The organism is Candidatus Protochlamydia amoebophila UWE25, assembly GCF_000011565.2.
Classification (GTDB): domain Bacteria; phylum Chlamydiota; class Chlamydiia; order Chlamydiales; family Parachlamydiaceae; genus Protochlamydia; species Protochlamydia amoebophila.
Window position 1 is genome coordinate 1,702,661 of record NC_005861.2, and the last position, 12,190, is coordinate 1,714,850.

12 protein-coding genes are annotated in these 12,190 nt (G+C 32.1%); 7 read left to right on the forward strand and 5 right to left on the reverse strand.

The genetic code is table 11. The annotated features are described in order from the left end of the window. Nucleotide 1 precedes the first annotated feature (1 nt). Nucleotides 2–874, reverse strand: coding sequence for a hypothetical protein (locus tag PC_RS10010; RefSeq protein ID WP_011175953.1), 873 nt, complete (start codon nt 872–874; stop codon nt 2–4). A 337-nt stretch (nt 875–1,211) separates the two neighbouring features. After that, nucleotides 1,212–1,454, reverse strand: coding sequence for a helix-turn-helix domain-containing protein (locus PC_RS06765; RefSeq protein ID WP_181679084.1), 243 nt, complete (start codon nt 1,452–1,454; stop codon nt 1,212–1,214). A gap of 507 nt (nt 1,455–1,961) precedes the next feature. On the opposite strand from PC_RS06765, the gene PC_RS06770 reads away from it, so the two are divergent. From PC_RS06770 to PC_RS06780, 3 genes are read left to right on the forward strand one after another with little or no spacing between them, the layout of a single operon-like run. Continuing rightward, nucleotides 1,962–2,258 carry a hypothetical protein gene (locus tag PC_RS06770; RefSeq protein ID WP_011175955.1) on the forward strand — a complete coding sequence of 99 codons (297 nt, stop codon included), beginning with the start codon at nt 1,962–1,964 and terminating at the stop codon, nt 2,256–2,258. 33 nt (nt 2,259–2,291) lie between these two features. Continuing rightward, nucleotides 2,292–2,660 carry a hypothetical protein gene (locus PC_RS06775; RefSeq protein WP_044045163.1) on the forward strand — a complete coding sequence of 123 codons (369 nt, stop codon included), beginning with the start codon at nt 2,292–2,294 and terminating at the stop codon, nt 2,658–2,660. Further along, a complete protein-coding gene (locus PC_RS06780; RefSeq protein ID WP_181679085.1) occupies nt 2,657–3,211 on the forward strand; it encodes a hypothetical protein in 555 nt (184 codons plus the stop codon). Before PC_RS06775 ends, PC_RS06780 begins: the two co-directional genes overlap by 4 nt. Before the next feature lie 550 nt (nt 3,212–3,761). On the opposite strand, the gene PC_RS06785 is transcribed toward PC_RS06780, so the two are convergent. Next, on the reverse strand, nt 3,762–4,880 hold the full coding sequence (locus PC_RS06785; protein WP_011175959.1) for a PDDEXK nuclease domain-containing protein: 1,119 nt from the start codon (nt 4,878–4,880) through the stop codon (nt 3,762–3,764). A 434-nt stretch (nt 4,881–5,314) separates the two neighbouring features. Here PC_RS06785 and PC_RS06790 point away from each other — a divergent pair, with 434 nt between their 5' ends. Together PC_RS06790 and PC_RS06795 are read left to right on the forward strand one after the other, a co-directional pair. Then, nucleotides 5,315–5,515, forward strand: a complete 201-nt coding sequence (locus PC_RS06790; RefSeq protein ID WP_011175960.1) for a helix-turn-helix domain-containing protein — start codon at nt 5,315–5,317, stop codon at nt 5,513–5,515. Nucleotides 5,516–5,902: 387 nt separating this feature from the next. Next, nucleotides 5,903–6,106 carry a hypothetical protein gene (locus PC_RS06795; RefSeq protein WP_011175961.1) on the forward strand — a complete coding sequence of 68 codons (204 nt, stop codon included), beginning with the start codon at nt 5,903–5,905 and terminating at the stop codon, nt 6,104–6,106. A gap of 249 nt (nt 6,107–6,355) precedes the next feature. On the opposite strand, the gene PC_RS06800 is transcribed toward PC_RS06795, so the two are convergent. After that, nucleotides 6,356–6,655, reverse strand: coding sequence for a hypothetical protein (locus tag PC_RS06800; RefSeq protein ID WP_011175962.1), 300 nt, complete (start codon nt 6,653–6,655; stop codon nt 6,356–6,358). Further along, nucleotides 6,642–6,908 carry a hypothetical protein gene (locus PC_RS06805; RefSeq protein ID WP_044045164.1) on the reverse strand — a complete coding sequence of 89 codons (267 nt, stop codon included), beginning with the start codon at nt 6,906–6,908 and terminating at the stop codon, nt 6,642–6,644. Before PC_RS06805 ends, PC_RS06800 begins: the two co-directional genes overlap by 14 nt. 993 nt (nt 6,909–7,901) lie before the next feature. On the opposite strand from PC_RS06805, the gene PC_RS06810 reads away from it, so the two are divergent. Continuing rightward, entirely contained in the window at nt 7,902–9,398 is a 1,497-nt protein-coding gene (locus PC_RS06810) for an ankyrin repeat domain-containing protein (RefSeq protein WP_011175964.1), read from the forward strand. 833 nt (nt 9,399–10,231) lie between these two features. After that, on the forward strand, nt 10,232–11,704 hold the full coding sequence (locus PC_RS06815) for a hypothetical protein (protein ID WP_011175966.1): 1,473 nt from the start codon (nt 10,232–10,234) through the stop codon (nt 11,702–11,704). The last annotated feature ends 486 nt before the right edge of the window (nt 11,705–12,190 follow it).

Here is a 12,190-nt window from a genome sequence, read left to right on the forward strand (position 1 = left end):
GTCATTGATATATTTGTATATGTCGTCTCATTTTCATGACCACCTGTTTCGATTTTTCTAAATAGGGGGTACAAGAATTCGAGCCCATGGGACGTAAGTCTTCATTAAGAGCTGTACACATGTATTTGCCCATATGTTGGGGCATAGGAACAGCAGGATCTAGTTTAGCTCTTTCAACTCTTTCCCAATAAACTTGAAGAGCTGTTTGGATCTTCTCGATCCCAAAACTTTTAATCCACCATGTGGCATGGTTCTTTTCAATGGGATCACCCATTTCAGGCTGAATATTTAGCAAATAATTCAAAAAGCTTTTTTGTTCATCCGAAAATTTAACAGACCAATCTTTTTCTTTGGTTTTAAATTGAGGAGATTCTATTTGAATGGAGGGAGTTTGTAGAGTTGATGGATTAATTTGCATCTCTGGAATTGAAGTTGATAAGGAGTGATCAGTCTGCTGAGTAATAGAAGAAATCTTTTCTGGATAAATTCCTATATACATAACATTATTAAGCAAGTAAGACCCTATTTTCGTAGCGCGAAATTCTCGAAAAATAAGCCCTTTATTTTCTAAGAAAATCAAAGCATTTCGGCTTTGTATTTCGCTAAAGCCGAACTTTTTATTAAAATATTTATAATTCAACTGTAAAAGATCATCTTTGAACTTTTTTCCATAGCCTACCATTTCGCTCGTTTTGATATCGTAAGTGGGGATAGGTCGGTACCAATAAACAATGTCAGCTAAGATTAAAGCAGCATTGGTTTGAATTTTACCTTTTTCATTGCGAAGATGAGCGTACCACTCATTGGGAATAATATTGCCTTGTATGGCAATTTTTCCCACCTGTTCAACGGTTTCATTGATGGTATAAATCACAAAATTCTCCTGTTTGTTGCAGGAGACGTTAAAATCAAAGTGTTCTTAAGTTCCTAATATTTAAAACATAAGAATAGGAAATTAAAAAAAATAGACAAAAAAAATCTATATAGAGTTTTCCCTTGAATACTTTTGTTATACTTTGATAATATAGGGGAATACAATTACTGTCGGTGTGTGACCACAGCTTTTGGCCATAAAAGGTTGGCGCCTTTTATGGCTTAATTTTTTTTATATCCCTACGCATTTTCAACGTCTCAATTCATTTTAGCCCTAAAATATATAATTAGAGGTAGATGCCTTAGCTTACAAGCATTAAAGGCAAATTACTCTTTAGTTAGTTTTCTGAAAAAATATCTTTTTCTTCACTTAATTGATTATCTGGTTGTTGTTTCGCTCTCCTCTGAGCAGCCTCTTTCATTTCATTAAGAAGCCATTCTTCGAGTAATTTTTTATGAAAACGCCAAGTCTTACCAAATTTAACAGAAGGAATTTTTCCTTCTTTTGCATATCTATAAAGAGTTGGCCTGGATAAATTTAAAAATTCACAAGCTTCGTCTATATTTAAGAAATCTATCATTTTTTTCGGCCTTTCGATTATTAAGCCTAACTTAATAGCATGAAAACGTACAGTGTCAACGATAAATTTACATTTCATTTATTTTTAATTAACCTTGAATGCTTGTTTGAGTAAAATAAAATAAAGATAATCTAAACTGTTTTGCGACAAATTGTGACTGGATGCGACAAATTGTGACTAAAAAAGAGTAGCTATCAGAGAGAAGCACTTGCGACAAATTGTGACTGAATGCGACAAATTGTGACTGGCTTCAATTTTGTTGAATATTTAATTTTTTTTCGTTCTTATTGTTGTTATTATTTCGTTTTACGGCAAATTAGCAGATTTTTTCATAATCTAAAACTTACTAAAATTGTTTGTCCATACATGAAAAAGACCTTTATTTTTGCCTGAACCATTAAATTAAAAGGCTTTTATTAAATGGGCGGAAAAAAAAGATCACCTAAATCCTTAGATACTAAAGACAAAGAGTAAGCTACTTTAATTGGATTAAATTCGATCAAAAATTTGTTAGGGCATGAAAATCAACTGACTTTATTTGATGAAGACTATATTCAAAATTTTAGCAAAACTTATGGTGTTAAGGTTCAGGAAAAAATTGAGCGTTTTGGTATCGATCTTACAGATAGCCAAGCTAGAATTATGGAAGGAATTTTGAGAGGTTTTACTCTAACCGATTATAAAGGAAATACACTGCCTTTAGAAAAATCAGACCTTGTAGATGACAAATATGCTTTTGGAGATCTTCCTTCGACGTATAAATACGTAAATAAAATTCCTTGCTTAAAAGCTACTCAAGCATAAATTTTGAAATGGGCAGGAGTAAACATTAATAGCATGGCGGAAAAAGAAAGAGCCATGGAAGCGTTAAAGCACCTAGCTACAGCTCAATATTGTTTTTATTATGACAGATTGGTGTTAGATGCTAATGGCAACCCTGAAAAGGGGGCTGATGAAAAGTGGAAGAAAGAAGAAGTAATGGCAATTGATACGTTATTTGTCATTAAAGAAATCCGTAATAAGCCTAACGGGAATTTGGAATATTATGAAATCATTCCGAGTCCCATTTTTTTAGATCAAACAGAAAGCAATTTCATGCTTATCCCCTACAATTGGCGAGAAGAAGTTCGTTCTGTTGTGGGAAGTCGAAAAGCTTCGCTTATACATTTCGCTTTCTTCTTTTTTTACGTTATCAATATGAAATGATGCGGCGTTCTAACCATCATGAAGAAAAAAAAGTCTTCAAAATCAATTGCAATTGGGAAGATATTGCCATCGCGATAAAAATGCCTGAAACTGTATACAAGCGGAAAAAAGACAGAGCATTAAAAATTTTGGATGACGCTTACTTTGTGGCGAAAGAATTAGGTTATCTACAAGATTATTGGCGAGAAGAAGCTGTAGATACCTTAATTCTTAACGAACAAAAATATTTATCTTCCGAAATGAATTCGACTAAAGAAAAAACAGAACAAATAACCCATCAATTCTCACATAGTGCTCACTTTCTATGGAATTTCTTTAACGAAAAAAAACTACTCAATGACCCGAAATATAAAATTTCTGAGTCTTTGAAACCTTCTTATCTTCGAGAATTTGAAAACTTATTACAAGCCTGGTCCAAAGAACATATCATGCAAGTAATTGACTGGGGATTACGTCTTAAGCTTTGGCACCATCGTCTAAGTACCCCGGCTAAAATTAGACAAAATATCAGTGAAGCCATGAAAGAATTGAATAACTCGCTATTAGGATAATTACCTTATTGAATTACCACATGCGTAATTTTAAAAATTTCTCGATCCTTAAAAAGCGAAATTACAACAATAGAAAACTGTAAAAGGAATAAAGGAGAAAATGTCTTGTATTGGGTTCTGGTCAAAATTTTGAATACCAAAGGCCTGCTCAGTATTCGAAATATAAAGCACGTTGTAAAGAAACATGTCTTTGAAGATCACGATTGGTTTTAAAAAAGAAAAAGAGAGAAAATTTAAAATGCTAGCGATACTTTTTATAGTGATCATTGCTTGCACTTTTTTATTCACATGGTGACACTGGCTATTCACTGAACTTGACTACTTTCAAATCGACTACACAAAAGAAACAAAAAAAAAGGATGTTATGGGTGATTTTTGGAAACCTTCTAAGCTTAATACTGCTGTTTTATCTCTTAAGATCTGTTTTTTTACACTTACTGTTGACGTATTGATTCCCTCAAGTTTATTTTTTAATTTTTCAATTGTCTTATCTATATAGTTTTGGCGGGAAACATTTAAATTTATTTAATGGGCTTGTAGCGATTTTTACTTAGTATTTGGTGTCATTCTTTGTGTCTTTCTCTAACTCTTCTTCGATTTCTTTAATTGAAGGTAGACTTGATTTAAGCTCTTCGGGTAGTGCTTTGGTCAACATAGTTTCGTATTCAATTGCTGCCATTGGCTTTTTAATGTCCCTAAAAGCATATTCGGCTTTGACCTTCTTTTTTGTTTTGCATAATAAAATGCCGATTGTTGGATTATCGCTAGGGTGCTTTAACATGTCATCTACAGCAGACAAATAGAAATTGAGCTGTCCTGCATCCTCAGGCTTAAACGCACGTGCTTTAAGTTCAATAACGACGAAAGCTCTAAGTTTCACATGATAAAAAAGTAGGTCAATGTAGTATGGGTCGCCTTCTACATTGATTTGGTATTGCCTACCCATGAAAGCAAACCCTTGTCCAAGCTCTAATAAAAACTTTTGAATATGGTTAACCAAACCATCTTCCAGGTCTTTTTCTTGATGATCTTTATGGAGTGTTAAGAAATCAAACAAGAACGGATCTTTTAACGCTTGCTGGGCTAAATCTGATTGCGGAGCTGGTAAGGTAGTTTTGAAGTTTGTTATCGCTTTACCTTCTCTCTTGTGCAGTTTTGAGTCTATCCACATAGAGAGAATATCGCGACTCCAGCCATGCTCTAGGGTTTTATTTGCATACCAAATACGCTCTTCAATATTATCAAGCTTTTCCATTAAAACAATGTTATGACTCCAGGGAATTTGTGCTAAAACCCCTAAATGTTCTAGTTCATTAAATTGTCCCACTAGCGGTGGGACTAATTTATATTCACGATAAAAAGCTTTCATCCTAAAGATATTTGTGCGGGAAAAACCTTCTATTCCAGGAAATTCGTGTTGCAGGTCTTTGGTCAATTTATCAATGAACTTGCTACCCCATCCACAGCTTTCCTGTTTCTCAACAATTGTTTTGCCGACCATCCAGTAAAGACGAACTAACTCTTTGTTGGCGGCTGTAATTGCTCTTATCTGGCATTGTTGAATTGTTTTCTTAAGTTCTGCCAAAGTTGAAGCGTATTCTTTATTTGAAAACAGAGTGGCCTTTTCAATCTTAGCTACAGAGTTTTTGGTCTTATTTTCCTTTGGCATTTCATCCTCAAAAATTGGGGCATTAAGTTATCGATCTTAACAAGCGGCATAGTATAGATTCAAGCTAATTATTGATCTTTATAGCTTTCCTGTTGTCTTTTGTATGTCTCTTATGTTATTTTTATGTCTATGTAGGTAACCGTATAAACATGTGGATTTTATGATTTTTGCACTATGAGAGTGTGACACGATCGTTCAGGAAAGCAGGTTTGATGCTGTGGGTTTAATAGAACGATTTATTGCTGGCATAGATGTCCAATTCAAGGGAGGCGTATAAAAAGCAAATCAAACCTTTTATTGAATGGGTTTTAAATAAGTACTCATTAAATTTTTTTTATCCCAAAACTACAATGATTTACTTTCATAGCCACAAAACGCATTAAGCCTGGTGCAGGACCTTTTAAAATTATCTGAAGAATAAAGAGACGCTACTTATGAGTATAAAAATTGACGATGATTCTCTGTTCGATGTTCCAGCTTTGGCAACAGCATTAGGTATTAAAGAGAAGACGGTAAGAAAGTTGCTTGGAGAAGGGCAAATCAAGGGAAAGAAATTAGGAAGAAAATGGTATGTTACTGGAACCACTTTAAAAGCTTACTTCAACGAGACGAGTGTCGAGAATGGCGAAAAGTGACAACAAATATTTCGATTGTTGAAAACGCATTTCTCTTTTAAAAAGGTATTTATTTCTAAGTAGACTGTAGAATCTATAACGACTTTTAGAACATCTTGTAATTTTGCTTTTAAAGTAATATTGCTTTTCTGATTAGGTATGACATCTTTCCCCTATTTACTAGAATCGATGTCGACAATAGCAAAAAATAAATCTAACAAATATTGCGGAAAAATTTTGTAGATAAAAAAAGTTTTGACCTGTAACAATCAGCATATTAGTCTATTAGAAGCTATTCAGGCAATACTCGTTAACTATATAAGTTACGGTCACATGTCTACTAGATTTGTGGGAGATATTTAAGTTCACTCAATGGCTTTGAAGACGTTAAAAGATTAGAGGTATTTTATGGGCACAGAAAGGCAATTGAGTCTTTGGGATGTAGGTACTCCTGTAGAAGAAAATATTTTGTTTTGGAAAGAAATGCACGATTTGAAAGAAACGCAGAATAATCTCCGCCGTGGATTTTTTCAAAGATACGATATAATGAATAAAGAAATTCAATTTCTTAAGGAACAGATTGAGCTTTTAAAAAGTGAAAAAACAGAATAAAAAATATTAATAGAATGATGTTTTTCTCTGATACAAAAATGCGGATTATTTCAATTATATCCGAAAAATTGTATCAATGTTTGTAAATTTCTTATGTAGATTTATATAAGTAATGCTATTCACGTAAAAATATTCGAGTATTCGAGTATGCGAGTTAATACTCTTTTAATTGAAAAACAATTGAATGACTTTTTAATTTGAAAGCTGATTGAAGCACTTTTCTGATTGTAGTAGATGAATACGATAGAATTACGGATGTGGTGTAATAGCAATAATATATAAGTATCCACGGCTAGGGCCATAGCACCAAAAGACGCGATATGCTCCAGGTGTTTTATTTTGAGCATATGACTCGAAAACTTCCCCATCAAAAGGAGAGAAAATAGCCCCAAATTTGTGAGTATTTAACGAAGGGTGACGCAAATTAATTTGCATAAGACCTAATGTCTTAGCTACAGCTTTGTATTGAGAATTTTTGTCTTTACTGCTTTCTAACGCTAAAAATTGATCTTTCGCCTCAGCCGAATACTTGAGCTTAAATTTCATCATCGTTTATGAATTCCGAAAAATCTCTGTCTAGTTCGCTAATTTTACCCTCTTTAATATCTTCAATACCTTTCATCAGTGAGGACATGGTTAATGCTGGAACTTCTATTAAAGGCTCGAGTATAATTTTTCCATCCTCTTGATAAGCTCGAAATGAACTAATTTCAAGACCTTTGGGTAAAAATTGGGTTAAGCAAATTCGATTTCTCGTATCAAGTTGAAGCTTAACTTGTTTTTGATTAATACGTTTTCTCATAGGTTGACCTTGTTGCAATGTAACAATGTTATTATAGCAACATATCACTATTTGAACAAGTTCAATAATTATTTATTTCTAGTACTGTAAGTACTTTTATGGGCACAGAAAGGCAATTAAATCTTTGGGAGGTAGAGGTACTCCTGTAAGAAGAAATATTTTGTTTTGGAAGGAAATGCAAGGCTAAAAAAAGCAGAAACTCAGCCGCGGATTTTTTCAAAGGTATAATGACAAGAAATTTAATCTTTTAAAGAACAGATTGAGCTTTTAAAAACTGAAAAAGTAAAATAAAAAGTTTATCCTAGATTTAGGCATTTCACGTTTTCCATGGTGATACGGACTGATTATATCTGAAAGATTTTTGCTTATTTATCTTAAATCAAAGCAATATATTCTGAATCTTATACAAAATCAAATGGCAAAAGCGTCAAAAATTCAAGAATACTAAAAAGTAAAACAGCATTTTATTAAGAATAAATAATTTTTATATTTTTTTAATCTTTCGATTTTAGACTATTGATTTATTTTCATCGGTTGAAAAACTTTTAAGACAAAATTCACAATACAAGGTTTATGGTTTCCTTTTGGACGGCGTCGATAAACTTTCGTTTGATAAAGTGCACCGGTATCTAAAACCTCTTTGATTGTTTCTTCAATTTCTAAAAATCAAACTTCCTATTTTTTAAATACATTTTGACAAATGGGTATTTGAAAATATTAATATCTCTTTCTTTTCTGAAAATTTTAAGTATATTTTTCATTGCTTTTTTTAAGTTTAAAAAACTATATTATATCAATAAATATTTTTAATAATGTTACATTAAAATTCAGCAAGTTGAAATCCTGACTACAGCAAGTTGAAATCCTGACTACAGCAAGGGCTGCTGCTGAATGTTATTTTTTAATGTCCTATTAATTGTTAAAATTGTCAATAAAGTGATTCTTATATTGAGATAAGAAGTTGAAAAATATAAAAATAAATTTAGGAAATTTATGCAACAAAACAGCGTGAAAAGCTTTGATAATTTTAATGTGAAAAGTCTTGATAGTTGGCTAAACACCATAGAGCAATTACCTTTAAATGACAAAAAATTACTGCCTGAATTAAGAGCTATCTTAAAAATTTTTGATGATTGGTTAAATGATAAAAATGTAATTCAGTTAACACGAATTTTAAAAAAACATGGTTTAGAGCATAAAAATTCTAAGCTTGATGAAGTGATAAAAGAAATTAGAGATAAAATATTTAATTACACAACTCCAAAGGGTAGGGGCCTAATACACGAATGCGCATATGCTGGAAATGTTGAAACGATCCAAGCACTTACTAATTTAGTTTCTACTAATTCGATTAATAATTTACTTGAATCAAAGAGCAAATCAGGTGAGACTGCTCTTGGTTATGCTAAACGTAAAGGACATCAAGGCGTAATTGCTTACTTGAAGTTGCCTGAGGCTTTACTTAAGAAAGAAATTGTTTGTAAAAAAGGCGCAGATCCCAAACTTGAAGGGTTGCTTTTAAGTATGCAAGCATTAAATTTAAGTATTGAGCATAGCTTTGCTTATAAAAATGTTACTTATCACTTTACAAACTGTTTCCTTTTGGAAGAATCCGTATTTGGAAAAAGACCTCTTATTTTTGCTTTTATAGAAAAATCAGAAAAGATTTATCCCCGTTTATTTTGGCTTAGCCAATCACAATCTATGTGGAGGAGAACTGATAAAATATTTAAAGATTGGATCGGAAAATCGAATAAGGGTGAAGAATGGCTAGCTCTTCCTATTTTAATCAATCTAAAAATTTTTAAAATTTTACAAAAAGGTTTTGCTCCGATTTCAAACAAAACGTATGTAGAAGAATTTCTCAAGAGAGTTGTGGCATGGAGTGATAAAGGTGTTCAACAACCTGGCTGGTTCTTAAATCCAGCAGGATTTCTTACCAATGGAAATGAGAAAACCGCTGAAGGAGCTGAAAGTACAGATGATACATCTTCAAGTAGTGCTGACGTTCCAAAAATGCCAGAAACCCATAGAGGCAATATTCTTTTAGGCCCTGAGCATTTACCAGAAGATCCCCATTTAAATGATTTTATAAACAAACAACAAAGGCCTGATTTTTCTAAGAGCGTAGAATCGCAAATTATAGATAGCCGCCTTTATGGCCGTTTAAAAGCTAATGTTTTTTTATCATGTGATAGAGCAATTCGGTTTTTATTCCTACAAAATCATTTAAACCATGTATTTCTAGCGGGAGCCGAGTTAGTGGAAGAGAATGTTACAATACGAGGACTTAAAAAAAACTGGGTACAGCTAGGCTCTTTATCGCTTCCACTTCTAGAATATCGTGATCAATTTCATGACAAATTTATAAGTGATTCAGAGTGGGATAAAATTTCACAAGGAAAACAGTTGACTTATGTCCAAACATGGAATTACTTGAGAGAGATGCCGTGCATTCAAGAATATTATAGCATTCCTCCAAAGATATAGCATGCAGTCCTCTTAGTATATTCAAAAAAGAAACTTTTTGTTTAAATTAGCTACCGCAATTTTGCTTTAATTGCGGTTGGCTTGTCTCTTGCAAGTAAAAAAAGCTTGTACATGCAGGTTCATGATGGATCCAAGATATGTCAAATGCTTGGGATGAACATTTCCAATATATTGAACTTTTTAAGCTATTGAACCAGTCTCAATCTTTTAGACTTTTTTCCCGTCTTTGAATTTTAACTCCATAGACGGTTTTTTTTATCACGTTACAAAGCTTAACTTTTACATAAGCATATCTCTGTTTTAATTAAAACGCCTGGATTACTTAAGCGGGTTGTAATTTAAAAATAAAAACCAGTACAAAAATTAAGTTTATTGAATATGGTATTATTTGGTTTTTTCTCTGATACGCTAAATATTTACGTCTATGGTTCAATAGCAATAAATATAAAAGTTCGCGCTCAGACATACAGCATTAAAAAATGCAACAAGCTCTACAGGTTTTATAGCATAAGACTCGAAAAGGCTTTCCACCAACAAAACAGGGAAATAGCATCAAACTTGTAGGTTTTTAAGGAAAGTCGGTATAGTCGTTTTTATTTACTTAAATTTTAAGCATATTTTTTATTGCTTCTTTTAAGGCTAAAAATTACATTACATCAATAAATATTTTTAATAAGGTTATAATAAATGCCAGCAAATTGTAATCATGGCGAAAGGAAGAACTACAGCTTGATGTTATTTTGTAACATTCTATTTACATGTTTAGAATTGCCAAATAAATGATCTTTAAGTTGATAAGTAAACAATAACAATAAAACAATTTGAGGAAAATTATGACTTCTATTCAACTGCATCAACTTCAACAACATTTTAGCATGCTCTTAGATCAAGTCGAGAATACATCTAATGAAGATCTCAGTAAACGATTAAAACTAATTTGGGATAAAAGGGGTTGCATAGATGAAAAAAATGTCATGCAATTAATACGAATTGTAAAAAAATATGATACAACCTCTGGAAATTCAATTAAACAAATAATAGAAAAAATCAGAAAAAAAATATTTGATTTATCAATTGGTGATGGAAAATGGTTTATCTACTCATTCGCGCGCGCTGGGGAGTTTGAAAAAGTTCGCGCTCTTATCAACATAGTCTCTACTGATGATGAGCTAAAAACTCTACTTACTAAACCTCAGATTCAATTCAATCAAAACGTTGTTGAATGTGCTATACAAGGAAGAAATCAAGCCCTTATTGCTTATTTGAATTTGCCTTATCCTTTACTCACAAAAGAAATTATTTGTAAAAAAGGTGAAGACCCTAAACTTGAAGGGTTACTTTCGGGTATGTATACGTTAAATTTGAAAATAAACTATTGTATTGTTTATGAAGATGTTAAATATCACAGTACAAATTGTTTTACTATAATAAATTCTTCCTTTCAAAAAAGACCTCTTATTTTTGCTTTTATAGAAAAAGAAAATAAACTTTATCCTCGTTTATTTTGGCTCAGCAAATCACAGGCTACTTGGAGAAGACTTGATAAAACCTTTAAAGATCATATTGGAAAAACAAGATCGGGTGAAGAAAGGTTGTTGATTCCTATTAGAATTAACCTACGCTTCTTTGAAATCTTAAATGAACAGGATGATATTCAGCCTTTGGACGGAAGCCTGGGAAACGATTTTCTTCAGTATGTTGTAGCTAAAAGTGATAAGGCTGTTAAAAAGACACCTAGAACAAAAGATAAAAAGTATCACATTGTACAAGATGAGCAAACACTTGTACAGGATGAAGACAGTTCGGTACAGGATGAAAGTGGACCATTTTCACTAAAACCAAGGGAAACACCAGAAAATTTTTTTATAAATGGAATACCTGCAATTTCTTCTAAAAATGATTTTGAAGATAATGCAGTTAAGCCCAATTTCACTAAAGTTGAAAGATCGCAAGTTATAACAAGTGCTTTTTACGGTCGATTAAGAGCTAATGTTTTTTTGTCAAATGATGAAAACATTAGATTTTTATTTCTACAAAATGATTTAGGACATGTATTTTTAGCAGGAGCTGAATTAATAAATAGTCCGATTACAAGACGAGGGATTAGAAAAAAATGGGTAAAGCTAGGTTCTTTATCTCTTCCACTTAAAGAATATCAAAAACAATTTATTAATGAATTTATAAGTGATTCAGAAAAGGAAGAAATTCGACAAGGAGAACAGTTGACTTATGTTCAAACGTGGAATTACTTGAGAGAGATGCCTTGCATTCAAAATTATTATGCCATTCCTCGACAAATACAGTAAACGTTCTTCTTTGCATATCTAAACTCAAGCTGTTTGTATAAATTAGCCACCGTAATTTTTTTTAATTGCGGTTGGCTTTCTCTTCCAAGTAAAAAAGCTTGTTTATGCAGGTTTTTGACGGATCCAAGATATGTCAAATGCTTTGGATGAACATTTTCGATATGTTAAGCTTTTTAAGCTGTTTAGCTTGTCTTTTAGACTTTTTGTCCCGACTTGGAATTTTAACTCCCTAGACGTTTTTTTAAAGTTTAAAACCGATCTTTAACTGGTTTGCTTCTATTGGATTTCTTATAAAACGTAACGATAAGAATTGGCTTAATTTTATTCATTTATTACTTTCACCTTAAATTTATTTGTACTCTTTTTTGGTACATTAGTAACAATGAATTTGTTTAATTTTGCTGCTAATTTTGACTTAGAATATCATACTTCTTTACTTTCATAAAACTTTCTTTTAATTTAGGAATGTCAAATTTTAACTTTAAA

Bases quoted from the DNA above. Each gene is read 5' to 3' on its own strand.
- PC_RS06765 (WP_181679084.1), bottom strand. From the start codon at position 1,454: ATGATAGATTTCTTAAATATAGACGAAGCTTGTGAATTTTTAAATTTA.
- PC_RS06775 (WP_044045163.1), top strand. From the start codon at position 2,292: ATGGCGGAAAAAGAAAGAGCCATGGAAGCGTTAAAGCACCTAGCTACA.
- PC_RS06780 (WP_181679085.1), top strand. From the start codon at position 2,657: ATGATGCGGCGTTCTAACCATCATGAAGAAAAAAAAGTCTTCAAAATC.
- PC_RS06785 (WP_011175959.1), bottom strand. From the start codon at position 4,880: ATGCCAAAGGAAAATAAGACCAAAAACTCTGTAGCTAAGATTGAAAAG.
- PC_RS06790 (WP_011175960.1), top strand. From the start codon at position 5,315: ATGAGTATAAAAATTGACGATGATTCTCTGTTCGATGTTCCAGCTTTG.
- PC_RS06795 (WP_011175961.1), top strand. From the start codon at position 5,903: ATGGGCACAGAAAGGCAATTGAGTCTTTGGGATGTAGGTACTCCTGTA.
- PC_RS06800 (WP_011175962.1), bottom strand. From the start codon at position 6,655: ATGATGAAATTTAAGCTCAAGTATTCGGCTGAGGCGAAAGATCAATTT.
- PC_RS06805 (WP_044045164.1), bottom strand. From the start codon at position 6,908: ATGAGAAAACGTATTAATCAAAAACAAGTTAAGCTTCAACTTGATACG.
- PC_RS06810 (WP_011175964.1), top strand. From the start codon at position 7,902: ATGCAACAAAACAGCGTGAAAAGCTTTGATAATTTTAATGTGAAAAGT.
- PC_RS06815 (WP_011175966.1), top strand. From the start codon at position 10,232: ATGACTTCTATTCAACTGCATCAACTTCAACAACATTTTAGCATGCTC.